The organism is Pseudoalteromonas sp. TAB23 (assembly GCF_000498075.1).
GTDB lineage: Bacteria > Pseudomonadota > Gammaproteobacteria > Enterobacterales > Alteromonadaceae > Pseudoalteromonas > Pseudoalteromonas arctica.
This window is the reverse complement of sequence record NZ_AUTP01000299.1, coordinates 45,300-70,941: the sequence shown is the minus strand read 5'-3', so window position 1 is coordinate 70,941 and position 25,642 is coordinate 45,300. Positions and strand designations below refer to the sequence as shown.

The following is a 25,642-nucleotide window of genomic DNA, read 5'->3' as shown; positions in this document are numbered from 1 at the left end:
CCCGACATATTACTTACTATTTCATCGTCGGTTGGGGTTGGGTTTGCAGCTAATAAGCTTGCAGCTTGCATCATTTGGCCGCACTGGCAAAAACCACACTGCGGTACTTTATGCTCAATCCATGCTTGTTGCACTGGATGGTCGCCCTGCTCGCTTAACCCTTCAATTGTAGTAATTGAAAGACCCGCTACNCTGCCGCTACAGGTAATACACACGAGCGCTGAGCTACCCCATCAATATGCACGGTACACGCACCGCACTGTGCCATACCACAGCCAAATTTAGGCCCAGTTAAATTCAATTCGTCTCGGAGATACCATAATACTGGCGTTGACGGATCGCCAGAAAACTCATGTTTATTACCATTAATGGTAAGCGTGATCATACTAAACTCCTTGGCAAAGCGCTTTACAGGAGGGTTCCTTGTTGCGCGAGAACTATTTTTAATTACTTACTATTTTATACTTACTACTTTTAGCCTACCACTTAGATCTGTTTTATAAAAATACTAATTATTAGAACGTTTAAACCACATTGAAAATATTAACGTCTGATTATTAGTATTATAACTAGGCCCTGCTGACCTTTTTAGATTGAAGTTCACTCAATCTAGGGGAGATTTAATCGCGGCGGGAGGTTTGTAAACAACAAAGCGTAAATTGCCCCTATGCAGACCCTTTAGGGCAGGGCATGTTAAACCTCGAAAGATAAAAAGACCCTAAATAAAAGTTTAAAAACACCCAAGTTAAAACTTACAATATATTTAAGCAAAAATCGTATTAAGTAACCACATCGTTATTAGCAAAGTGTAGGGTTATACGAACACCTATGACAAAAGTAAGCAATAAATCGTTGAGTTTAAAAAGATTATTAATAAATAAAAAACCGCCATTTGGCGGTTTTAGATAGTGTAAATAAGCTTTTAACTATTAATTAAAACGGCGTCTACCAAATAAAACCACTGATAGCAGCGTAAGTAAGTAATAAATACTGCCACCTGAGCTAGAGCCTGAATCAGATGAAGGAGTCGCTAGCGCATCAGCTTGCTTACCTTCAACGTTTATAGTCACAGTTTGAACTGCTGAACTATCAAATTTATCTTTAGCTACATAGCTAAACGTTACTACATGATCGGATTCGCTCGTAGGAGTTAGTTTAAACAATCCAGTATCAGGCTCAAATGTTAGAGTTCCTGAGTTTGGCTCGGTTACCACTTCAAATTCAAGTGTATCGTTGTCGCTATCTAATGCTGAAAAGCGACCATTCACTTCACTCTTGTAAGAGGTGTTATATGTTACATTTTGAGCTTGTGGGGCTGTATTTGTTAGTTCAATAACAACATTATGAAGCTCAGATTCAACTAAAGAATCTTTTACTGTAAAGCTAACTGATACTGGCTCAACCGAGTCACCACTTGGTGAAAAGGTCACGCTACCTAAAGCAGAGTCCATTAACTGAATTTGCCCATGAGCAGGCGAATTTTTAATTTGAAATACTAATTGCTCTGCGTCTTCATCCATACCTTCTAGATTAAAGTTAAGCGGTGTACTCCAATGAGTTTGCAGTGTCATATTATTTGCTGTTGGTGCTGTATTTGTGAGCTCTAACGTTAAGCTTGATAACGCTGAACGTGAACGATCTTTTACTGTGTAGTAACTAAGCTCGTCAATGCCTACAGTCCCCGAAGGTATATAAGTTAGTAGACCCGCCTGTCTGTCGGTAAACTCGACCCTACCCAGAGTTGGTCTCTTATTTAAAACTACATAATCAATATCATCTGATACAGGTAAATCTATTTGTATGCTTTTTAAAACATGATCAGAGTAGCTTACAGCTTCAGGCTTAGCTAAAGGCTCAGCAACTTGATTAGAAAACACCTCCAATGACTGACCTGCCAACAAGGTATAATCAACATTATTATACGTAGAAGTTGCTAACCAACTGTCATTATTCTTACGCTCAACAGTGTATGAAACCACATTGCTATCTAGGTTATATTCACCAAACTGATCTGAACACGAATACTGCACAAACCCAGCTCTTACAGACACAATGTTATTTAAAGAGTTTTGGCACACTTCACTAATTAATGTTGTCTGCCCATTTAAAGCCACTTTATAAAGTGAGCCATTATAGGTAGATGCAACTAAAGTTTCTTCTCCATTAATAACAGTGTTAACAAAACCGTTAAAGCTTTGCTCCAAAGCAACTTTAGATATAGTGTTTTCAGAGTAGTCATAACTAATGAGGTAATCACTAACGAGACTAACCACATCTATATTTTCGTTATTAAGAAAGCTTCCAGTTACTATTGAACTCATGCCGCCCCAATAAAATCCTAAGCGAGGCGATGTTTTTAATAACTCTCCAGTTTGCCCATTTAATACTTTAAAAAAGGTACCTTCACTTCCTGTATGCTCAGCACCATTACCTACTATTATTTCTAACTTGCCATCATTATTAATATCTAACGTTGTTAAGGTACTAATGTAGTCTCCGTCGCCAAGATATGTTTGAAATAGCTCTTCACCCGTTTCAGGTGAAAACACCTGTACATTCGCATCGTATATAGCAGAGCTGCCAGCAATAATATAATTCTTACCATCATCAAACAGCTGAGCAGTAGTAACTAAATTATTATTATCCCAATCGTTATTAACGCTTATATTTGTAAGTATTTTTTCATTAGTTTGTGTATCTACTATATGCAAAGCGTTACTGTCACGCTCGGAATAAAGTATATCTAAGCTTCCGTTGTTATTAATATCAGCAAGTGCTAACGCTTTATTTGAGTAGTACTTAATGCCTTTAGCCCACTGTTGAGTTTTGTCATCCGTGTTGTGAATATAAAAACCATCTTCACCTGACGAAGAATAACCTGAGCCCCAAGCAATATTTTGCTTACCATCACCGTTAAGGTCATCTACAACAATGCCCGACACACCATGCTCTGGATTATTAATACTCCAAAACTCAACGCCTGTTGTGAGTGAAAGCGCGTATAAACTCCCCCACTGACCATCGCCGTAAACTAAATCGTCGGTACCATCATTATCGATGTCTGCAACTATTACTTTATCAATATCTAAGTCGCTTTGGGCTGTCCATAAAATGCTTTCAGTGCTTGGGCTTAGCATTTCTATGCTGTACCAACTTTGCCCATTAATCACTTCATCTAAGCCGTCGTTATTAATATCAACAGCAATTAAATGCTCGCCATTAATACTTACACTAAGTTGTTTGTGCAGTACAAATTCTGAATTTTCGAATCTATAAACCGCACCATCACTAAATAAAACTTCTTTTGCATTAGCCTCAGTAAACGAGCCTGTCACAAAATTTTGCGGTACGTTTTCAAGTACCGCAATTTCAGATAAATCGAGCGAGTTAAGAACAAAAAGCTTACTACTTTGATAAACAAAAAGCTCATCTTGGCCATCGCTGTTTATATCAAACTTATCTGCTGCTCTTGGGTAATAAAATTCCTTGCTTAGCTCTATCTCTTGAGTGACTAAATTAACTTTATGTACTGCGTTATTGTCTAAAACATATAAGTAATATGTATCTGCCACTGTATCTTTAATTAGTGTGGTATCTTCAATATAGTCATCAAAGTCGTAGCGAGCTGTTACTTTATAAGCACCTTTTACATACTCTATAATATTAAAATTGCTCTCTTGGGCGGATATTATGTGCTTGCTACCCACACCAGACAAAGGTGCAATGTACATGCCTTTGCGACCTGTTGAGTTACCTAACGAAAATTCACGAAATACGCTACTAAGCTCTATGCTTTCATCGTCTGAGGCAGCTTGAGTAAGGCTATTATTTTTTATAATTGGCGCGAGTAGAGGTTTTTTAGATAAACTTTCAAAATGAGCTTTATCAAAATTTATTTTTTGATCGTTAACTAAAACAGCATCACCGTAAGTATTTTCTTGAGTGTTTTTTATAGGCTGAGCGTGAGTATTGGCATTCACTGAATACGCGCTCATCATGAGCAACGTAAGGCAAGATAGTTTAATCAATTCCATAATCCTTTGTATTTCTTTATTTAATCACGTCACTACAACTGCAACGTTCCATTAACACGGCATTATATAGAGTACCAACCGGAAATAAAGAGGCGATTAACAAAGTTTTACAAAGGGATAGAAGAATAAAGTAATAACATTTAACTTGCAGCTAAAGCTACTTTTATAGAAATTTTAGCCGCATGCTTACTAATAAAAAGCGATTAATGAGTGCTTATAACATCTTCAGACAACAATCGCTCATCGTCTTTATAAACTTCAAGCCAACCTGGTGGTGATGTATCGCAGCCAATAATGGTTACTTGTAGCACATAACTATAGCGACCATTTTTAAACGTATAGTGATGATTCCCGCCGCTACCCTCAAATGTAATATCGCCATTTAGTAAAACCATATCAGGCTTGTCGCTTGGTTTTTTATTAATACCCCACACTGCATACCGAAAATTATGCTCGCCTAAATCATCAACGCGAACATGATAGTTAGCAGTTTTCCAATCGAGTACTGGTTTTTCAAAAGTATTAATACTTGCGTGCAAGGATTGCTTACCTTGTTCTATTAAGCTTTTAGCAAGTGCCTGCTCTTTAGTATTTTGGGTATTTACAGCAATAATTTTACCGTCGGTATCTACCCACATAACGCCGTTATTTAGCATAATGCCGCGCCAACCTACTTTATCCCAATCGGTATTAATGTTTGAACTGGCAATAACTGCTATTAGCTCATCATTAAATACTTCATCAAAGCGGTTAATAAACTCAGCTTCATTTTTAATGTCAGGTATGGGGTATCGTCGTTTTAATGGGTAACGAACAAGTGCTGCAATTGCGGCTTTGTCATTAGCTTCAAATGCAGCAATAACAGGTAAAACGAACTCGTGATACTTTTGCTCAAGAGCAAATGTGCTAGATGTAAAAAGTAGAGATAAGCAAAGTAAGATGAAATTTAGATACTTCATTTTTAGTCCTTTAGCGCGTTCATGTCTTAATTTACCGCCTAAAGGCATGCTTAAACCTTTAGATGTTATAGAGATTAATAATAAATATATAGATTATTAATCCGCTTATAAACGAAGCTAATGCATTTAAGTAAACCCGGGTGTTATAGCCCTTCATAAACCATTCTTTTACTAACGTTATTGGAATCAAAACTAAGCACAAATAAGCAAACCAAGGGGATACAAACATATCAGCTAAGCTAGATTGCATTAAAAGATCACTATTGCCATATCTTTCGGTACTTATCACCTCATAACTCTCACGATCGAATGCGGTGGCAGCGACTCCAAATAAGAAAATTATATGAGTAAATAGTAAAGCTAAATTTAAAGTTCTTTTTAACAAGCTAATATCACGAGTTTTAATAGTACACGAGCTATGCATTTTAGTTTTTCTGTTCCTAAAATATGATTAGAACGGCTAATTTGACTTGTTTTACGTCAAAGTGCAAAAATACTTTTATCAATATGATAATAAAAATGGTGAAGCAGAGTCAGATTACGTTACTTAAAATGAAACAGAGTTTGCTCTTTATTTTATTTTTTTGACTTAACCTTGGGTGTCATGGGTTGAAGTATCATCAGTAATTGAAACTTTAAACAACAACGCCCTCATTTTTAAGGAACACCATTTAGTTCGAGTTTAATTTTTGGTACTCCTATGTCTGCAATGCTAGCAGGCTTGCTCTGGCTAAAAATTAAAAATACCGAAATTAGCCTACACAGTTTAAATAAGTGGTACAAACTATATGGAATAACTTTATTACTTATGGTGGTTACTACACCTATTATACCAACATTATTGAAAGTAAAATTGATGATAAAGGTTATAGTATTTTTAATTGGTATGCCCGTGGTTCCATTTATGCACCGATATTTAGGTAACCGGTCAAAGCTATCGCATTAAAGAAGGCTTTAAAGTCAGAGTGGATAATATATTGGTTAAAACAACAAACGTCTAAACCAACTCCAGAAGTTGTCATGAACAAAATAGATGAGTTATTAGCCAATAAACATTAATGATTTTAGAACAAAAAACGAGCCTAATTTGGCTCGTTTTTGTTTTACTGATAGCTAAAAACTGACCGTTCGCTCTACTCTGGATCATACCCCAAGTTCGGCGACAGCCAACGTTCAGCTTCTTCAAGCGTCATATTGGTTCGTTTAGCATAGTCTTCTACCTGATCCTTTTGCACAGCGGCTACTGCGTAGTACTTAGCCTCTGGGTGTGAGAAATACCAACCTGAAACAGCAGCACCTGGCCACATGGCGTACGAGCTAGTTAGCTGCATGCCAATGCGCTTTTCGGTGTCTAATAATTGCCAAATTTTCTTTTTCTCAGTGTGCTCAGGGCACGCAGGGTAACCTGGCGCTGGGCGAATACCTTGGTAGTTTTCGCGTATTAGCTCATCGTTTGCTAGATTTTCGTCTGGTGCAAAACCCCAATACTCTTTACGTACTTTTTCGTGTAAGTATTCTGCAAACGCTTCGGCGAGCCTGTCGGCAACCGCTTTAATCATTATTTTGTTGTAATCGTCTTGCTGTGCGTCAAACGCATTTGCTAAGTCGTCTTCTTCTAAACCGCCCGTTACTGCAAACGCGCCAAAATAATCTGGTGTACCTTTGGGTGCTATATAGTCGGCTAGGCAGTAGTTAGCAAAGTCGGTTTTTTCGGTTTGCTGACGTAAATGGCACGAGGTAGTTAACAGCTCTTTGCGTGTTTCGTCGGTGTATATTTCTATGTCGTCCCCAACGCGGTTAGCAGGGAATAAACCTATTACGCCAAGTGGTTGCAAACTGCCTGCTTTTTCAAGGTCGTCTAACATATCGTTAGCGTCTTTAAATAAGCTTTGCGCTTGCTCGCCTACTACTTCGTCGGTCATTATGCGCGGGTATTTACCAGCGATTGACCACGTCATAAAGTATGGCGTCCAATCTATGTATTTACGCAAAGTAGCAATTGATACGTTTTTAAACTCGATCACGCCAAGCTTTTTAGGCACTGGTGGCGTGTAGTTATCCCAATCAAGCTTTGCTGCGTTATCGCGTGCGCGCTGGATTGTAACAGGCTTAGAGCGTGGTTTTTTACGTGCTTGTTGCTCGCGTACTTTTACATATTCAGCTTGGGTTTTTTCTAAAAAACCAGACTTATGCTCTTTTGATAATAAATTAGATACTACACCTACCGCACGGCTGGCATTACTTACATACACTACGCCTTTGTCATATTGCGGTTCAATTTTTACTGCGGTGTGCGCTTTAGAAGTAGTTGCGCCACCAATTAGTAGCGGAAGTTCAAAACCACGGCGTTTCATTTCTTTTGCTACGTGTACCATTTCGTCAAGCGATGGGGTAATTAAGCCCGATAATCCAATAATATCGGCTTTTTCGTCGATTGCGGTTTGCAGTATTTTATCTGCCGGTACCATTACACCTAAGTCAATTACTTCATAGTTATTACATTGCAGTACAACACCCACAATATTTTTACCTATGTCGTGTACGTCGCCTTTTACGGTCGCCATTACTATTTTACCGTTAGTTGAGCCTTCTTCTTTTTCAAGCTCAATGTATGGGTCTAGGTAGGCTACGGCTCGCTTCATTACGCGCGCCGATTTAACAACTTGTGGTAAAAACATTTTGCCTGCACCAAATAAGTCGCCTACTACGTTCATGCCGTCCATTAACGGCCCTTCAATTACGTGAATAGGTTTAGCTGCTGCGGCGCGGCATTCTTCGGTATCTTCATCTATGAATGTAGTAATACCTTTAACAAGCGCGTGCTCAAGGCGTTTTGCAACAGGCCATGTGCGCCACTCTAAATCTTCTACTCGCTCGGCTTGCGCCATACCCGAGTATTTTGGTGCAAGCTCTACTAAACGCTCGCCTGCGCCTGAGTCGGTGTTAAGTATTACGTCTGTAACTGCTTTACGTAATTCTTCTGGTATATCATCGTAAACGGCGAGTTGCCCCGCATTTACAATACCCATGTCCATACCAGCTTGAATCGCATGATATAAAAACACCGAGTGAATAGCTTCACGTACGGGGTTATTACCTCTAAACGAAAACGATACATTTGATACACCGCCCGACACTTTACAGTGCGGCAAATTTTGCTTAATGCGGCGTGTGCCTTCAATAAATTCTACGGCGTAGTTGTCGTGCTCTTCAATACCGGTGGCTACGGCAAATATATTAGGGTCGAATATAATATCTTCTGGCGCAAAGCCAATATCTTCTACCAATATTTTATAACTGCGCGCACATATTGCGAACTTACGGTCTGCCGTGTCGGCTTNTCCGTCGGTATCAAATGCCATTACAACAGCGGCTGCACCAAAGCGTTTTATTATTTTAGCTTGGCGAATAAACGGCTCTTCGCCCTCTTTTAGCGATATTGAGTTAACAATTGCCTTGCCTTGAATACACTTTAAGCCTGCTTCTATTACTTCCCATTTTGAGGAGTCGACCATAATTGGTACGCGAGAAATATCAGGCTCTGAGGCTATTAAGTTTAAAAACTTAACCATGGCGGCTTTTGAGTCCAACATGGCTTCGTCCATGTTTATATCAATAACCTGTGCGCCGTTTTCTACTTGTTCACGTGCCACTGTTAGCGCGGCTTCAAAGTCTTCTTCCATGATTAAACGTTTAAACATGGCAGAACCCGTTACATTGGTACGTTCGCCGACATTAGTAAATACTGCTATTTGTTGGGTCATGCTGGCTCCTTAATTTAAGTTACAGGCTTCAAGGCCTGATAAACGCATGCGTACTTCAAGCTCTGGTAGTTGGCGTGGTTTAACGCCCGCTAAACCTTTTGCAAAAGCGCGAATATGCGCAGGCGTGGTGCCACAGCATCCGCCTACTATATTAATAAAGCCCGATTTACCCCAATCGATAATTTCGGTTGCCATATCGTCCGCTTCTAAGTCGTATTCACCAAACTCATTTGGTAAGCCCGCATTAGGGTGTACCGATGTAAACGTTTCGCACACGCGCGACAACTCTTCTACATACTGGCGCAGTAAATCAGGACCAAGCGCACAGTTTAGGCCGATTGATATAGGCTTAATATGGCGAATAGAATTATAAAATGCTTCAGTTGTTTGTCCCGAAAGCGTACGACCAGAGGCGTCGGTAATAGTCCCCGAGATCATAACTGGTAATGTGCGCCCTGCTTGCTCAAAGGCTTCTTCTACGCCAAACGAGGCCGCTTTTGCGTTAAGGGTGTCGAATATAGTTTCGATTAGTATTAAATCGGCGCCGCCCTCCATTAATGCAAGTGTTGATTCAATATACGCAGCAACCAGCTTATCAAAGGTGACATTTCGGTAACCCGGATCGTTTACGTCTGGCGAAATTGAACACGTTTTAGCTGTCGGCCCTAAAACACCGGCTACATAGCGCGGTTTTTCTGGCGTTTTAGCCGTAAATTCATCACAAATGGCGCGTGCTAATTTAGCCGACTCTAGATTTATTTCACGACTTAGGTTTGCCATGTCGTAATCTTCCATCGAAATAGTGGTCGAGTTAAACGTATTGGTTTCGATAATATCGGCGCCCGCTGATAAAAAACCACGATGAATATCAGTGATTAAATCGGGCTTGGTTAGGCTTAATAAATCGTTATTGCCTTTAATTAATACATGCCAGTCTTTAAAACGCTCTCCGCGATAGTCTTCTTCTTCTAGCTTATGATCTTGGATCATGGTGCCCATAGCGCCATCTAAAATTAAAATGCGTTCTTTTAATGCGGCGCTTATTTCGGCTTGCTTATTATTTGTAGGAGCGTTATTCGGCATAGTTGTTAGTCCTCACGTCTTGGCTAACTAAATTAATATCATACGGTGTGGTTTGGTACACGTAGTAATTTAACCAGTTCGAAAAAAGTAAAAAAGCATGGCTTTGCCACGTTTTTGAAGGTTGTTTAGTTGCATCGTCATCCGGAAAGTAATTTTCGGGCTTTGGTGCATTAGGGCTTTTTTTACAATCGCGCTCGTATTCTGCTTTTAGCGAGTCGGCGTCGTACTCTGGGTGGCCGGTTATAAACACTTGGCTACCCGATTTATTTTTAAGTAAGTAAGCCCCTACTCGCTCAGAACCTGCCAGTACAACTAGCTCATCACAGGCGTTTATTTTATTTATATCAATGTGGCCGTAGCGTGAGTGCGGTACCAAAAAGGTGTCGTCGAATCCGCGAGTCAGTGCGCCGTGATCAAAGTAACATTGGTGGGTAAATACGCCACACAGTTTGTCGTCTTTTAAATCGCGCTTTAAATTGTAACGGTGATATAGCGCTGCATGTGCTGCCCAGCACGAAAATAACGTAGAGGTAACATGTTGCTCAGCCCAATCAATAATAACCTTTAGCTCATCCCAATACGCTACATCGTCGTATTCTAAATGGGCAAGTGGCGCACCGGTTACAATTAACGCATCGTAATTGTTGTCTTTAACCTCAGAAAAATAACGATAAAAGGTATCAAGGTGCTCTTCTGAATTACTGCTACTGCGGTGAGTGTCGAGGCGCAGTAGTTCTACGTTTACTTGCAAAGGCGAGTTGGCAAGCAAACGAATAAACTGAACTTCGGTTTCTACTTTATTAGGCATTAAGTTTAAAATAGCCAAACGCATTGGGCGTATCTCTTGCGTTTTTGCACGACTTTTTGGCATTACAAATACGTTTTCTTGACGTAAACGTGCAATTGCCGGCAACTCGTCTTTTACTGTAATTGGCATATTTTTACTCCTGCTCATAAAAACCGAAAGTTAATTATGAACTGAAAGTAAAAAATATCAACCTCTAGATGTATAGATGTCTAAATGAAATTTATTCATTCTATTAAATTAGGGTTTACCGAGGTGGTATGTATGAGGAAAAACGCCTCTATTATAAAATAACCAGCTTTAATATTTGGAAGTAGCGCTACTAAAAACGAGTAGCGCATATACAGTTAAAAACGGTAAACCACAGATAAATTAAGTGCGTAAATATCGCCTTCATCTGTATCAAAATATTGGTATTCAGCGCTTAATTGCCAGCGTTGAGTTAACCTAAAGTCAACGCCAGTTCCGTACGTTACGCCGCCTTCGTCGTAGTTTTGCTCAGTTATTAACGTAGAATTTGTATCTGTACCAGTTATTGATTCTGCAAGGTTTTTTAAGTCGCCTTCATTGTAACTTAATTTATTTCTACCATAGCCACCAAATAAAAACACATCAGCTCGAGATGAAATTGGATAATTAGCTTTTACAAATATACTTGTTTGCAAATCAAGGCTTGAATCGATTTCGCTCTTAATGAATTCTGAGCTAAGCGAACCGTCCTGTGGGTTCTGAGTGTAAACAATTCCGTTTAGAGGAGTTGACTCATCATTTAACCCAAAACCTATACGCCCTTCTAATGCAAAGTATCGCGAAAACTGATATCCAAACCGGCCATAAAGCGTTGTAAACTGTATGCTATCACTCTCGTATACATCAATTTGCGTAGACCCTATCCCTATTCCTTGGTAATAACCATTTACATGGAGTATGTCTGCTTGGCTCGAAAATGAGTATAAACCTAAAAGTAATGCCCCTAACTTTGTAACTATTTTCATGTTCATTCCTTTAAATCTTTGTAATATTTAATAATATGATGTCTAACAACAAACTAAGTGTGGCCTGCCTATATAACTTGCTTATACTTTACAGCTTGTAAATATACTGTACCACTTTTGTTAAAAATGGAATGTATTTGAACAATATAAAACAATAGATTACAGAATTTTACATAATAGAAATCCTGTAATAGTAGTGTTTTAAACGAGCAATCAAAACAAAGTACCGCTTAGGTAAGCGTATTGTTCTATACAGCATTCGTTGACTGTTTCACCCGTCAGCCACTACAATACAACATTGAAATTTTTATTATTATTTGAAGGCTTTCCTCCATGGTTTTACCTGATAAATTTATATTCTCGATGAGTCGAGTATCTAAGGTTGTGCCACCTAAGCGCACTATCTTAAAAGATATTTCGTTACACTTTTTTCCTGGCGCTAAAATTGGTGTGCTTGGTTTAAACGGTTCTGGTAAATCTACGTTACTACGTATTATGGCCGGTGTTGACCAAGATTTTGAAGGTGATGCACATCCTCAGCCTGGTACAAAAATTGGTTATTTACCGCAAGAGCCTGTTTTAGACGAAAGCAAAACAGTTCGTGAAATTGTTGAAGAAGCTGTTGGCGAAGTTAAACACGCACTTAAACGTCTTGACGAAGTGTATAACGAATACGCCATGGAAGACGCTGACTTTGATGCACTTGCAAAAGAACAAGGCGAGCTTGAAGCTGTTATTCAGGCGCACGATGGTCATAACATCGACAACGTTTTAGAACGCGCAGCTGATGCACTTCGCCTGCCAGAGTGGGATGCTAAAATTGAGCACCTTTCAGGTGGTGAGCGTCGTCGTGTTGCTATATGTCGATTATTGCTTGAAAAACCAGACATGCTTATTCTCGATGAACCAACTAACCACTTGGATGCTGAGTCGGTTGCATGGTTAGAGCGCTTCTTACACGATTACGAAGGCACTGTTGTGGCGGTAACGCATGACCGTTACTTCCTTGATAATGTAGCGGGTTGGATATTGGAGCTTGACCGTGGTGAAGGTATTCCATGGGAAGGTAACTACTCTTCTTGGCTTGAACAAAAAGATGCGCGCTTACAGCAAGAACAAAAATCTGAAAAAGCACGTCAAAAATCAATTGCACAAGAACTTGAATGGGTTCGTTCAAATCCTAAAGGTCGTCAAGCTAAGTCAAAAGCACGTATGGCTCAGTTTACTGAAATGCAGCAGTCTGATTACCAAAAACGTAACGAAACTAACGAGATGTTTATTCCACCTGGCCCGCGTTTAGGCGACCAAGTACTTGAAGTAACAAATCTTCGTAAGAGTTTTGGCGATCGCGTTTTAATTGACGATTTAAGCTTTAGTATGCCAAAAGGTGCCATTGTGGGCATTATTGGTGCTAATGGCGCGGGTAAATCAACGCTGTTTAAAATGATCAGTGGTGAGCAAAAGCAAGACAGCGGTAGCATTACCGTTGGCGAAAGCGTACACCTTGCTACTGTTGATCAGTTCCGCGACGGTATGGACGAAAGCAAAACTGTTTTCCAAGAAATATCAGACGGCCAAGACGTACTAAAAATTGGTAACTTTGAGTTCCAAAGCCGTGCGTATGTAAGTCGCTTTAACTTTAAAGGTAACGATCAGCAAAAGTTTGTTAAAGACCTATCAGGTGGTGAGCGTAACCGTTTACACCTTGCTAAGTTATTAAAAGCTGGCGGCAATGTGTTACTACTCGATGAGCCAACCAATGACTTGGACGTTGAAACACTACGTGCACTAGAGAACGCTATTTTAGAGTTTCCTGGTTGTGTAATGTGTATCTCGCATGACCGTTGGTTCCTTGACCGTATTGCTACGCACATTTTAGATTACCGCGACGAAGGTCAAATTAACTTCTTTGATGGTAACTATACTGAATACGAAGAGTGGCTTAAAAAGACACTAGGTGCAGCAGCAACTGAACCTAAACGTATTAAGTACAAAAAAATTGGTTAATATTTACTGTAGCTAATTTATTACAGTAATACTAAGCCCTGCATTTATGCGGGGCTTTTTTATGCCACCAGCATTACAGGAGCATATCCTGCTAGCATGTAGAGAATTACCCGCTATGCTTAATTTATTATAAAAACAGTAAGGCTAAATTAGGTTATGCAAAATCGTCGTCAGTTTTCTCGTGTTTTATTTTCAACCGATGCACAAGTGATTTTTAATGATCACCAATACCCATGTAAATTACTTGATGTATCTTTGCATGGCGCATTAATCACTAAATGTGATGCTTTTATTGGCAACCAAAATAGCCAAGCTGTTCTGCGTTTTTCGCTGCCTCAAAGCGAAATAGAAATAAAAATGGAGGTTGTGGTGTGCCATATAGAAGCGGATCATATTGGTTTAAAATGCCACCATATTGATATAGACAGCATTACTTATTTAAAGCGTTTAATAGAGCTAAACTTAGCTGATGACGAACTATTACATCGCGAACTCGCTATGTTGATTCACGACACGCAAGAATAGACTCATTTGGATTAGTTGATTACCATGGTGCAAACTTTTCAACTTGTGTAAACATGACTTTAAATCCACATTTACCTTTGGTGTATCACCCTAACTACTCGTTTAATTTCGATCCAAAGCACCGTTTTGCAATGAGTAAGTTTGCACATTTATATCAGCATGTTGCAGAGCTTGGTTTGATTGGCGATAACCTGGTTGAGCCAATATTAGGCACGCCAGAGCCACTTGAGCTAATACACTGCGAAAATTACATACACGATTTGTGGAATAACCGCTTAGATGAAAAAGCAATGCGTCGCATTGGCCTACCTTGGTCAAAAGAGCTTATGGCACGTACCTTTACAGCTCCTCAAGGTACTTTGCAAACAGCTCGTTTAGCACTTAAACATGGTATAGCGTGCCACTTAGCCGGTGGTACACACCATGCGCATACTGATTTTGGCTCAGGCTACTGCATGGTTAATGATTTAGCCTTTACCACGCAAACTTTAATTGAATCGGGTGAAGTAACTAACGTACTTATTTTTGATTTAGACGTGCACAAAGGTGATGGCACAGCCGCAATGTTAGAGCATCAAGCATACGCTTATACTTGTTCTATCCATTGTGAAAAAAACTTCCCCTTTAGAAAGTCCGCTAGCGATTTAGATATTGGCTTAGCCGATAATATGAAAGACGACGAATACCTTGCCGTAGTTGACGACACCTTGAGTTATTTACTTAAAGAGCTAAACCCAAGCTTGGTACTTTACGATGCTGGCGTTGATATTTGGCAAGGCGATGGCTTGGGTAAATTAGATATAAGCTGGGATGGCATAGTTAAGCGCGACCATTTAGTGCTAAAACGCTGCCTTGAACACAACACACCCGTTGCTACAGTAATAGGTGGTGGCTATGATAAAGACCATCTTCGCCTCGCTAAACGCCATGCTATTGTTGTTGAGCAAGCCGCTCGCTTTTAGTTTGAAATAAAAATGTTAAATTCTCGTTCTTATTTAATATGTAAAATAAGAACGAACATATTATGAAGCAACTATTTATTGCCATCGCACTAATTTTTATAAGCTTTACAAGCCATTCGCAAGAAGAAAGTACGCAAGAAACATACCCTAAGCTACCTACATTAAATTTACAAATGGCTGATGGGTCTGCACTCAATACTCAAGATTTATTAGGTCAACCTTACGTTTTACACTTTTGGGCAACGTGGTGTCCGTACTGTAAAAAGCTGCAGCCAGCACTTCAAAAAATTGATGATATGGGCTTAAAAGTTATTGCCGTGAGCTTTAAAGAAGATGACGATGCTACTCCCGCTAAAGCGCTTAGCGATAGAGGTTATACTTTTAAAACAGCCGTAAAAGCCGATGCAATAGCACAGCAATTAGGTATACGAGGCACACCTACTACATTGTTTGTAAATAAAGAAGGCAATGTAATTTGGCTGACTAATACGTCAAACCCAGAGGACGCAAATCTACATTTAAAGGCACGAACATTGTTGCATTCCATCGACATGGCAACTGAGTAACTTATTGCGCTTTTAACTGATTAGGTGTTAAGCCTGTCCAGCGTTTAAAGGCGCGCCGAAAGTTAGGTATATCGTAAAAAGCTAAATGCTCAGCGACTTGTTCGTTATGTTTAGCGCACAGAGTAAGTAGGTAAATAGCTTTGTGCTTATTTTGCTCATCTATTAACGCTGAAAAGCGTACCCCATTGAGTTTGAGTCTGCGCTTAAATGTAGCTGAGCTCATAGCAAAGTGCTTTGCGGTACACTCTAAATTAGCACTTGGGTGAGAGTATAAGTATCTGCAGACGGCTTCAATAAAAGTCATGCTAACTACGCTTTTATCATGTAGCTGCGACTGCGCTTGCATAAATCGTAATTGACTCGCATGCGGGTTTTTAGCCCTTAACATGGTTTTATTTAATACCCAGCGAGTACATGGCTTATCAAAACTTACCTTTAGCCCTAAATTTTGTTCGTACTCTTGAATATGCCGAGGGCGTTTAAAAGCAAAGTCGAACTGACAATGCGGATAACTTTCGCTCACTCGTTTAAGTAAACTATAAAATGCAGTGCTGTATATCTCTAGCACATAGTGGTAAAGGCTTTCATCAAGCCCATGTGCTGGCTGAATATAAATATAAACATTATCGTTTTTAATATACGTTTGGCTAAACAGCAAAGGCGCTAATTGCATTCTTAAAAGTGATAATTGCTTTAATACTTGAGCTAAATTATCGCTATATTTTAATGCCTGAGCTTCGGCTCGAGTGTCGTTAATAAGTTGGCTACCGAGTAAAAAACCACTGTCGGTACTTTTCATCAACAACTTAAATTGAGCTAATAAACGCACCTGCTGAGACACACTAAATGTATGCTGAAAATTAAGTAAGTCTTGTTCAAAAATACCGGTACCGCGTAGCAGCTTATGTAAATTTATGTTTCGGCTTTGAGCAAGCTCTACAGCTGACGTAATAAGCCCTTGAGCGCTTAAATATTTGTCGTCTTGGCTAACAAACATGTGCACGGTGCGCTACTTTTTGTTGATGCTTTTTTTGTTGTAATTGACTATGCAGTTGGCTTGTTAGTTTATCTGTACTGCTATGCTTATTACCTTGTATTAAGGCGGTAGTGACATATTGAAACTTTGCTTTTTTAGATGCTTCAACTTTAAATGCACAATGCTTTAGAGCTCCTTTAATTTGTGCCATCAACTCTTTAGCTTGCTGCTCTGTAGTGGCTGGCATTAGTACCATAAAGCAATCTCCTGCGTAGCGGCACACTACATCACTTAGTCGGCAATTCATTAACAATAGCTCGCTAATTTCACGCAGTAACCGGTCGCCCTCACTAAAGCCAAACTCACTATTAAAATGCGAAAAATCACGAATATCAATAGCCCCAAGCCAGAGTGGTTGTTTGCTCGTAAGTTGCTCTTTAATTGCTGAATCTAGGTACTGCGCCTTATAAAGACCTGTAACTGAACACACCTTATCGTGCTCACGTAAATGCGCTTCACGGCGACGTAGCTGACGATTTAATACGTACTGCTCTTGATGCCAATAATACAAACCCACACTCGTTAACAACATGCCTAAAGGTGCTGGCAGAGATTCAATCCAACTGAGCCATTGATGGGCGGGATGCATTAGCCATTCATCAAGTAAATCTAGGGTTGCCGAGAACATAAATAGCCCAACACCTATTACTAAGTAAGTGGTTACTTTACTCGGTGGTCTTGAAATTAATAACGCGGCAATCCATACAAGAGTCATTAATACAATACCGCCCTCCCCCATAATATCGAGCCACTGAATACTGGCGTAAGTTTTTAATACACCTAAGTAACTACTTAAAAACACAGCGCTAAAAAACATCGCAATAATAGCGTTTATTAATAATCGGTGGCTGATAAAGGGGTTAAATCGCATGTGCGGTATCTCGTTTATAAATGAGTTTTGAAGTTAGTTCATACAAGTTTTTGTTAGCAGGGTCATATTAGCTCAGCTATATGACAACGAGATGATACCTACTTTAAAAACAGCCCTGCACGGTACATAACACCTGACTTTACGAGGAGTGATAAAAGCTCAATACGCTCTACATATTACTCAAACACCTCTAAATACATGTATTTAAACTAAACACTGTCACATTTACGTAACCAAATATCTTTAGCTTGCTCGCCATACCAAGAAACAACCCAGTAATAACCAAGAGCAAATACAATGAAACACTTTAAAATAAAAGTACTGGTAGCCGTATTAGCCTTATGTAATTTAACGGCTTATGCAGAAGATGATGCAAAAGAAACCACAAAAAAAGATATCGAAGTTTCTGACAAAATTGTTGTATATGGTGAAATTGGCTACAGAAACCGTTCAGACGAACTCGCACCAACCTTAGAATATTCACAAGAATACTTTCAACGTTTTGAACCTTTAACCGCAGGCGATGCATTAAAACGAGTACCCAGTGTTACATTTTTATCGGATGTACTTGAATCGGATGGTGCACGTATGCGGGGGTTAAGCCCTGCTTATACAAAGGTGCTTATAAACGGTGAAGAAGTACCTGGCGCAGGTGCCGACCGTTCATTTTTTGTTGACCGAATTCCGGCTGAGTTAATTGAACGCGTTGAAATTATTCGCTCATCAAGTGCTAACCGCTCAGCCGATGCTATTGCGGGCACATTAAATATTGTATTGCGCGATGGTTACAGTTTAGATGGCGGTTACTTGCGTGCTGGTGGCTTGTTTTATGATGATGGTGAATTTAAAGAAAGCTTAGCTGCAGTGTACGGTACTGAATTTGCTGGTGGGCGCTTATTACTTGGTGCAAATTTACAAGGCAGATATAACCCAAAACAAAAAACTAGTTTGCGCTACGGCGATAGCCCTGAAAACAATATAAATTTTCAAACAGAAGAATTTGATAACCGCGAAGACCAATCTGACACTCGCGATGGCGACGACACGTCACTTAACTCCAGCTACGAAATTGTTTTTGACGACGATAGTCAGTTTAATATTAGCGCTATGTGGGTTGATACAGAGCGTACTGAGGATGAACGTTCATTTGAATACAACGACCCAACTGCAACCAATAACGATATTGTAAATGGCGATAACTTAGAAACAGATAATGCGAATGTTAAATATATTGACCAAACTAATTACAACATCAATACCGCTTATGAATTTCCACTACTAAGTGGCACAAGTAAGTTTAAATTTGGCTTTGCTCGGTTTGAAGAGTCTGTTTATGAGGAAGAAGTCGAATTAGATACCTCAGAGCTGCCTATGGTATTTGAAGAAGAGCAAACTAAAAGTGAAATAGATGATAAAGAATGGACTCTACAGTGGCAACACAGCCAACTTTGGGGTGACAGCAAAGAAATTCAGTTTGGTGCATTTTTACAAAATAAAAAACGCGACAGTGAAATTTTAGAATCGCAAAACGAATTAGAACTTGCACTTACCAGTTGGGATCAATACGCAGCAACACCTTTAACGCTTGCTGCATTTAATAGCGAGTACGAAGCGGTTACTGGTGGTGTAAATACTTTAGAAGAAGATCGCTTTGACTTATTTGCCCTTGTTAAGCACAAAGATGATTTATTTGCTTGGGAGCTGGGCGTTCGCTGGGAGTCTACCGATTCTAAAATTAATGATAAAACAATTGGCGTGACCGAAAATAATAGTTACGACTTTATCCTCCCCTCGGCACACTTTCGTTATAACGTTAGCGAAAATGGGCGTATAAGTGCATCGATTGCGCGTAGTTTACGCCGCCCTGAGTTTGATTTTTTAACGCCGGCACTTATCGAAAAAGAGCTTGGCGATAACGACCAACTAGGGAACCCTGAATTAAAACCAGAATCAGCTTGGGGTATGGACTTAGGCTACGAGTATCGCTTAGGAAAAAGTGGCGTTGTAGGTATTAATTTATTTTATCGCAAAGTAAATGACCTAATAGAAATAGCAAATACAGGACAAGAAGGCTCTGAGGGCGAAGGTACATTTGTACTGCAACCACGCAACACAGGCGATGGTAATGTTAAAGGCGTTGAGCTTGATTTATCTACTCCACTTGGCGCATTTAGCATGCCTAATACGGGTGTATTTTTAAACTACTCATGGCTTGATAGTGAAGTAACCGATTTTTTTGGAACTCGCAAATTTAACGACCAATCAGACTACGTTTATAACGTAGGGTTTATTCAAGACTTACCCAAACTCAAAGCTGCATTTGGCGTAACTTACCGCAAGCAAGGTGATGCCTATGGACGTATTGTAGGTGAAGAAATAACTACATCTTACAGTGCCGACTTTGAAGTGTTTTTAGAAAAACGTTGGGAAGATGTAACGCTACGCTTGGTGGGTTCAAACCTACTTGATGCAAGTAAAGACGAAACCTTTAATAAATTTGATAACGTTGAAGATCAGTTTAGTAGAAGCTTTGATGAGTACGAAATTGAATCTGAAGAAGCGGGTCCGGTTTATCAACTTATGCTGCGTTACGCGTTTTAAATAAGTTTATGAGGTAGTGCTAATTACTTTATTTAGCGCTACCAAACATGGGAGAACAATAATGATAAAAAAACATTACTGCTAATAACACTTGGCTTATGCAGTATACAAAGCGTATTGGCAAACGTAACGTACACCGATGTATTATACGAGCAACAAAAAATTGCCAACTTGACGGTGCTGCCTAAGAGCTTAAATTTTACGGTTATTGGTGATTGGGGTCATAACGGGCACTTTTATCAAAAAGACGTAGCACACCAGTTAGAAATAGCGATGTTTCAAACGGATGGTGATTTTACTATTTCAACTGGCGATAACTTTTATCCCAATGGCGTGGCAAGTGTTAACGACCCGCTTTGGCAAAGTGCCTATGAAGATATTTACCATGGCCCACATACATTCGAGCCTTGGTATGTAGTACTGGGTAACCATGATTATTTAGGTAATGCGCAAGCACAACTTGATTACAGTAAAAAAAGTCAGCGCTGGAATTTACCTGCACGCTATTACAGCAAAACCTTTACTTTAAAAGGTGGCGAGCAGATATTAATGGTGTTTTTAGACACTAATACTTTAAATCCTGAATACAAAACACGCGAAAAATACAAAGCAACTCAAGGGCAAAACAGCCAAGCGCAATTAACATGGTTAAATAGCCAGCTCGAAAATAGCCAAGCACGATGGAAAATAGTGGTTGGTCATCACCCACTTTATAGCAGTGGAAAACGTTACGGACTTACTGAAGGTTTACGTAATTTACTCGAGCCCATATTTGAGCAAAATGGTGTGCAAGCATACATAGCAGGACACGAACATGACCTGCAACATAACCAAATAGATGGCAGTAAACTCGACCACTTTGTATCTGGTGGTGGTAGCGAAGCGCGTTACGTAAAACAACGTGAATTTACGCGTTTTGCAGAAGCTACTCCAGGATTTTTGAGTTTTTCGATTAACAATGAAGCACTAAAAGCAACGGCTATTAACTATAAAGGCAAAGTGCGTTACAGCACTCAAAAGCGCTTTGACCAATAAAGGGTTACAACATGAACTTTAAATTAAAAACATCTATTAGCTTAATTGTAAGTAGCTTAGTGCTTAGTACATTAAGTGCGTGTAGCAATAGTAACGTGACTACAAATACGGCAGTAAAAAACACACCCGATAAAGTAGTCATTAATAGTACTAAATTTGGTCCAACAGATAACATGCAAGGCTCACAAGCGGCATGGTTAAATAATAACAATTGGTTGCTAGCAAGCGAAAGCAAAGGCTTAGTGTTAGTTGAAAGTGAAACGCAACAAAGCAGCATTATAAAAAAAGGTAACTTTGAAGCACTTTCTGTCACTAAGCTAACAGCACACTCATTTTTGGTTGCAACTATTGATAACAATCAAGATAACGTTGTTATATTTAATCTTGAACACACTCAAAGTGGCTGGAATACAACTGAACTAACGCGTATTAATCCACCACAAGCACAACCCGATACAGTGTGTTTATTTGCTAATAAAGCGAGTGAATCAATATCAGCATTTGTACCTGATGTACGCGGGCTAATTACTGAAACTATTATTTTTGATACAGCGAATAATAAAGCGGTTAACGTAAATGTACGTGAATTTTCTGGCGTTAGTGAGGCGTCGGGTTGTGCTGTAAGTACAACAACAAATACCTTATATGTAAGTGAAAGCGAAGTAGGCATTTGGGCAATAAACGCGAACGCTGAATCGCAAGCAGATAAAAAACCGATTGCTTTAGTCGCCCCCTTTGGAGAGTTACACAGTGAACTAGGAGCTATTTCGGCTTCGCAAGATGGTATGGTTTGGTTTACTAGTACCAAAAACAATACTGTGTATGCTTATGATCCAATTGGCAAAGCGTTTAATAACTGGATGTTAAATGGTGACTTGAGCTTGGAATCGGTAGCGGTAGCGGTAAATTACACAAGTAACAACACGGCAACGGCAGTGCTGTATAACGACGAAACAGGCGCTTATATTAAAAGTACATTACCTGTAACACCTATCAAAAAATCATTAAAAACCAGCACCCAATCAATTACTCAAATAAAGGCAAGTGCACAAACAGCCCCCGTTCAAGCATTTGGTGATGCAGCAGACGATCCGGCAATTTGGGTTAACCCTAAAAATGCAGCAAACAGCTTAATTTTAGGCACCGATAAACGCCGTGGACTAATGGTATATAGCCTAAATGGCAAGCTTGAACAGTCACTTGAAGTTGGTCGTTTAAATAACGTGGACCTGCGACAAAATAGCACCATTAAAAACAGTACTAATACATTAATAACCGCCAGTAACCGAACACTTAACGGTATTAGTGTATTTACAGTACAAGCTAATAATAATGTGAAGTACATTACTGATATTCCTACTAATCTTGATGAAATTTATGGCTTATGTATGTACTCGTCAAATACGGGGAACTATGTATTTGTAAATGATAAATCGGGGCTGTATCAGCAATATAAAATCAGTGAGGATAACGAAAAAATAACAGGCAAACTTGTTCGCGAGTTTAACCTACCAAGCCAACCAGAAGGCTGTAGTGCAGATGATGAACTAGGACAATTATTTGTAGGCGAAGAAGATGCCGGTATTTGGTTTATAGGTGCAGAGCCAACGGCAGGAAGTACACCGGTTATGCTACAAGACATAAATGAGCAACTTGTTGATGATGTTGAAGGTATGGAAATTTACCACAGCGACAAAACACGTTATTTAGTTGTTTCGAGCCAAGGTGATAACAGCTACGTACTGTATAAAATAAAGAATGGTACTGCGGGCATTAAAACACCTAGCTTAGAGTTTGCAGGTAAGTTTAGTGTAATAAGTGATTTGGTTAATGGTATTGATGGCTCATCAGAAACCGACGGGTTAACAGTAACATCTAAGTCTCTTCCGGGTTATCCTGAAGGTATTTTAGTTGTACAAGATGGTTATAACCGTATGCCACAGCAGCCTCAAAACTTTAAAATAATAGATTGGCGAGAAGTAAAAAAAGCAATTAAGTAGTGCTTATTTAGTCGCTATTATTTTAATGTCGCTTTGAGATTACCTTGAAACCATCTTGAAATTACCTTGAAATTGTATAAAAGGCTCACTTGAGCCTTTTATACAATCCTTTGCAGTTAAGTATTAAGTGTAATTAACTCAATGTAATATATATTTTTATACTACAATTTAAGCTCATAAATTAATTGAGATTATAATGCGCTTACTACTTACTTTATTACTAATTACTTTAAGTGGCTTTGCCGCAGCTGAAGAAGAAAAAGCAGAACTTCCACCGGTAGACCCCGCTTACAATGCTGAGCATCCTATGGCTTTGGTTAATCAAGGCTCATCTATTATTGCAATGAATTTACCCACCTATAATTTACCCAATGATGTGCAAGTTGTTTATAAAATAGGAAACCCCGATGTTCCATTTTTAGGCTTTGTTAGAAATGCCGAGTTAATCACCGTAAAGCCACAAGCGTTTAATATTCAGCATTTAATGCGTGGTGAAGAAATTACGATTATTGCCGATATTTACGAGGGTGATTATCAACAAGGTGGTAGTTTAATTTATTCAAAAAAAGAGTTGGTCTTGAGTAAGCAGCTGTATGCCAGAGAACTAAAAGATTTGAGTGAATCATCGCAATGGCAAGACTACGACATGATTACACTAAGCGGTACTGAGCGTATTTATATTCATAAAATTCAAAAAGCGCCGAGCTATAACCATCTTATTTTTGTCGATTTAGTTAATGCGTGTATGCAAAAGCTTCGTACCTCAAAACGTGTCCCAGCTGAAAATGAGCTTACCTATAAGTTTATTAATTGCGGCACCCTTAAACCACTTTATTACAATGCTGATGATTTTAAGAAATAGTTAATGGTATCTAGTTACTTATATTCAGTGATTAGTTTGAGCCCTTGCTTCATTGCCTCAACTGATTGTCCTGCAAAGCCTAAGCGAACATAACTATATTGCTTAGGCATTAAACTTCTCACTGAATCAGCAAAGTAAAACTCAGATTCTGCTTGTAAATATAGGCTTTTACTTTGCATTGCTTGTTTTATATTGCTCGTATTTTTATTTAAGTTAACCCACATTGCCATGCCGCCATCTGGCTTTTTATACTCTATTGGTAAACCCTGTGATTGCAGCAGCGCCAACGTGTTGTCCATTGCTTCATAACGTTGTTTATAGTGTTTAGTCATGCGTTTTAAGTGGCGCTCAAATCCACCTTCTTGCATAAAGTGCGCAACGGCTAGCTGCATAACCACATCATTTTTATGATTCATTAACTGCTTCCATGCGGTTAACTGTGCTAATACTTCAGGAGCTGCACAAATGTAGCCAATTCTAGCGCCTGAGAACATGATTTTAGAAAATGTAGATAAGTAAATAATAATCCCAGCGGGATCGTCCCCAGCCATAGGCTGTAATGGCTGACAGCGATAATGAAACTCGTGATCGTAATCATCCTCTACAATCATTACGCCATACTCATAACATAATTGATAAATTTGCATGCGCCTTGTAGGCGAAAGCGTAACGGTAGTTGGGTATTGATGTAGCGGGGTTAAGTAGAGCATTTTTATTGGATATCGTTTAAGTTGCGCTTTTAAATCATCAACACATAAACCATATTCATCTTGTTTTATATCTATTAATTGCGCGCCACAAGCAGCAAACGCTTTACGTGCTGGCGGATAGCCTAAAGTTTCAACGGCTACGAAGTCATCTTTACTTATAAATGCCTTTGAAATTAAAAATAAAGCTTCTTGTGAGCCATTACATACAAGTAAGTCTGATACTTTTAAACTTCTAGTTTTATGTAAGTAATCACTTATCTGAGTTTTTAGCTCACTCACTCCAGCTATATCGCCATAATGAAGTTTACTGGTATCTAAATGATTAAATATATGACTTACAGAGCGTTTAAATTCTTTATAGGGAAAGCTATTTAAATCAGGAAGTCCACCTGCGAAATTATATACGTAGTCTTTTAAATTCATTGCCAGAGCAGGCACGGCTAACTCTGTAGCAAATTTATAAGGTTTTGGTGTTAAAACTGGCGTGTGCTCACAGTTAACACTGCTTTGAATTGGAAGTGTTTGAGTGACGCTATACCCAGAGCGTTCATGGGACTCTAGCCATCCTTCGGCTACTAATAACTGCAATGCGTTCATTATTGTATGACGGTTTAACTGATACGTTTGCGCCATAACTCGAGCAGAACTTAGTTTTGTACCAGGTGCAATATCTCCCTTTACGATAGAACCGCGCAGAGCATCTGCAACTTGTAAGTACTTAGCTTTGTTTGAGTTATTAAATTCAATATTAAGCGGTTGCATGTTATTCCTTTAAAACTGGTATAGCTAAAAAGCCAATTCTGGTTGTTTTTACCAAACCAAATAAG

Annotated in this window: 17 protein-coding genes and 1 pseudogene; 8 read left to right on the top strand and 10 right to left on the bottom strand. The window is 39.2% G+C overall.

Features of this window, described 5'->3' with window-relative positions; translation table 11 throughout:
• The 7 genes and pseudogenes from L654_RS01000000126430 to L654_RS0118975 all read right to left on the bottom strand — a co-directional run.
• Positions 1-385: pseudogene (locus tag L654_RS01000000126430) on the bottom strand ((2Fe-2S)-binding protein); the annotation flags it as partial.
• Between the two features lie 544 nt (positions 386-929).
• Positions 930-4,028 (bottom strand): Ig-like domain-containing protein, encoded by a 3,099-nt coding sequence (locus L654_RS0119010; RefSeq protein WP_139016119.1) that lies wholly within the window; start codon positions 4,026-4,028, stop codon positions 930-932.
• Between the two features lie 209 nt (positions 4,029-4,237).
• Positions 4,238-4,993 (bottom strand): hypothetical protein, encoded by a 756-nt coding sequence (locus tag L654_RS0119005; RefSeq protein WP_024608782.1) that lies wholly within the window; start codon positions 4,991-4,993, stop codon positions 4,238-4,240.
• A gap of 1,133 nt (positions 4,994-6,126) precedes the next feature.
• Entirely contained in the window at positions 6,127-8,757 is a 2,631-nt protein-coding gene (metH, locus tag L654_RS0118990; RefSeq protein WP_024608779.1) for a methionine synthase, read from the bottom strand.
• 9 nt (positions 8,758-8,766) lie between these two features.
• Positions 8,767-9,840: a homocysteine S-methyltransferase family protein gene (locus tag L654_RS0118985; protein ID WP_024608778.1), complete on the bottom strand. Its 1,074-nt coding sequence runs from the start codon at positions 9,838-9,840 to the stop codon at positions 8,767-8,769.
• Complete coding sequence (metA, locus tag L654_RS0118980) at positions 9,830-10,777, bottom strand: homoserine O-succinyltransferase (protein WP_024608777.1); 948 nt, start codon at positions 10,775-10,777, stop codon at positions 9,830-9,832. Before metA ends, L654_RS0118985 begins: the two co-directional genes overlap by 11 nt.
• Before the next feature lie 215 nt (positions 10,778-10,992).
• Positions 10,993-11,640 (bottom strand): porin family protein, encoded by a 648-nt coding sequence (locus L654_RS0118975; RefSeq protein ID WP_024608776.1) that lies wholly within the window; start codon positions 11,638-11,640, stop codon positions 10,993-10,995.
• Between the two features lie 333 nt (positions 11,641-11,973).
• On the opposite strand from L654_RS0118975, the gene ettA reads away from it, so the two are divergent.
• The 4 genes from ettA to L654_RS0118955 all read left to right on the top strand — a co-directional run bounded on the left by ettA (position 11,974) and on the right by L654_RS0118955 (position 15,700).
• The gene (gene ettA / locus L654_RS0118970; RefSeq protein ID WP_007581203.1) at positions 11,974-13,647 is read left to right on the top strand and encodes an energy-dependent translational throttle protein EttA; all 1,674 of its coding nucleotides are present in this window, start codon (positions 11,974-11,976) and stop codon (positions 13,645-13,647) included.
• A gap of 156 nt (positions 13,648-13,803) precedes the next feature.
• Positions 13,804-14,172, top strand: a complete 369-nt coding sequence (locus L654_RS0118965) for a PilZ domain-containing protein (protein WP_007581201.1) — start codon at positions 13,804-13,806, stop codon at positions 14,170-14,172.
• Between the two features lie 53 nt (positions 14,173-14,225).
• Positions 14,226-15,134 (top strand): histone deacetylase, encoded by a 909-nt coding sequence (locus L654_RS0118960; RefSeq protein WP_024608775.1) that lies wholly within the window; start codon positions 14,226-14,228, stop codon positions 15,132-15,134.
• Between the two features lie 62 nt (positions 15,135-15,196).
• Positions 15,197-15,700: a TlpA disulfide reductase family protein gene (locus L654_RS0118955; protein ID WP_024608774.1), complete on the top strand. Its 504-nt coding sequence runs from the start codon at positions 15,197-15,199 to the stop codon at positions 15,698-15,700.
• Position 15,701: 1 nt separating this feature from the next.
• On the opposite strand, the gene L654_RS0118950 is transcribed toward L654_RS0118955, so the two are convergent.
• Together L654_RS0118950 and L654_RS0118945 are read right to left on the bottom strand one after the other, a co-directional pair.
• Positions 15,702-16,703 (bottom strand): AraC family transcriptional regulator, encoded by a 1,002-nt coding sequence (locus L654_RS0118950; protein ID WP_024608773.1) that lies wholly within the window; start codon positions 16,701-16,703, stop codon positions 15,702-15,704.
• Entirely contained in the window at positions 16,687-17,607 is a 921-nt protein-coding gene (locus L654_RS0118945; RefSeq protein WP_024605135.1) for a GGDEF domain-containing protein, read from the bottom strand. The genes L654_RS0118950 and L654_RS0118945 overlap by 17 nt, the downstream gene beginning before the upstream one ends.
• Before the next feature lie 297 nt (positions 17,608-17,904).
• On the opposite strand from L654_RS0118945, the gene L654_RS0118940 reads away from it, so the two are divergent.
• The 4 genes from L654_RS0118940 to L654_RS0118925 all read left to right on the top strand — a co-directional run bounded on the left by L654_RS0118940 (position 17,905) and on the right by L654_RS0118925 (position 24,105).
• Positions 17,905-20,208, top strand: a complete 2,304-nt coding sequence (locus L654_RS0118940; RefSeq protein WP_024608772.1) for a TonB-dependent receptor — start codon at positions 17,905-17,907, stop codon at positions 20,206-20,208.
• Between the two features lie 117 nt (positions 20,209-20,325).
• The gene (locus L654_RS0118935) at positions 20,326-21,243 is read left to right on the top strand and encodes a metallophosphoesterase (protein WP_024608771.1); all 918 of its coding nucleotides are present in this window, start codon (positions 20,326-20,328) and stop codon (positions 21,241-21,243) included.
• A gap of 11 nt (positions 21,244-21,254) precedes the next feature.
• Complete coding sequence (locus L654_RS0118930) at positions 21,255-23,243, top strand: phytase (RefSeq protein ID WP_024608770.1); 1,989 nt, start codon at positions 21,255-21,257, stop codon at positions 23,241-23,243.
• Positions 23,244-23,439: 196 nt separating this feature from the next.
• Positions 23,440-24,105, top strand: coding sequence for a hypothetical protein (locus tag L654_RS0118925; RefSeq protein ID WP_010555183.1), 666 nt, complete (start codon positions 23,440-23,442; stop codon positions 24,103-24,105).
• Between the two features lie 14 nt (positions 24,106-24,119).
• On the opposite strand, the gene L654_RS0118920 is transcribed toward L654_RS0118925, so the two are convergent.
• Positions 24,120-25,577: a PLP-dependent aminotransferase family protein gene (locus tag L654_RS0118920; RefSeq protein WP_024608769.1), complete on the bottom strand. Its 1,458-nt coding sequence runs from the start codon at positions 25,575-25,577 to the stop codon at positions 24,120-24,122.
• Positions 25,578-25,642 lie beyond the last annotated feature (65 nt).

Coding starts and splice junctions, on each gene's coding strand:
- metA (WP_024608777.1), bottom strand. CDS start 10,777: ATGCCAATTACAGTAAAAGACGAGTTGCCGGCAATTGCACGTTTACGT.
- L654_RS0118930 (WP_024608770.1), top strand. CDS start 21,255: ATGAACTTTAAATTAAAAACATCTATTAGCTTAATTGTAAGTAGCTTA.
- L654_RS0119005 (WP_024608782.1), bottom strand. CDS start 4,993: ATGAAGTATCTAAATTTCATCTTACTTTGCTTATCTCTACTTTTTACA.
- L654_RS0118965 (WP_007581201.1), top strand. CDS start 13,804: ATGCAAAATCGTCGTCAGTTTTCTCGTGTTTTATTTTCAACCGATGCA.
- L654_RS0118985 (WP_024608778.1), bottom strand. CDS start 9,840: ATGCCGAATAACGCTCCTACAAATAATAAGCAAGCCGAAATAAGCGCC.
- L654_RS0118960 (WP_024608775.1), top strand. CDS start 14,226: ATGACTTTAAATCCACATTTACCTTTGGTGTATCACCCTAACTACTCG.
- L654_RS0118955 (WP_024608774.1), top strand. CDS start 15,197: ATGAAGCAACTATTTATTGCCATCGCACTAATTTTTATAAGCTTTACA.
- L654_RS0118925 (WP_010555183.1), top strand. CDS start 23,440: ATGCGCTTACTACTTACTTTATTACTAATTACTTTAAGTGGCTTTGCC.
- L654_RS0118945 (WP_024605135.1), bottom strand. CDS start 17,607: ATGCGATTTAACCCCTTTATCAGCCACCGATTATTAATAAACGCTATT.
- L654_RS0118975 (WP_024608776.1), bottom strand. CDS start 11,640: ATGAAAATAGTTACAAAGTTAGGGGCATTACTTTTAGGTTTATACTCA.
- L654_RS0118920 (WP_024608769.1), bottom strand. CDS start 25,577: ATGCAACCGCTTAATATTGAATTTAATAACTCAAACAAAGCTAAGTAC.
- L654_RS0118940 (WP_024608772.1), top strand. CDS start 17,905: ATGAAACACTTTAAAATAAAAGTACTGGTAGCCGTATTAGCCTTATGT.
- ettA (WP_007581203.1), top strand. CDS start 11,974: ATGGTTTTACCTGATAAATTTATATTCTCGATGAGTCGAGTATCTAAG.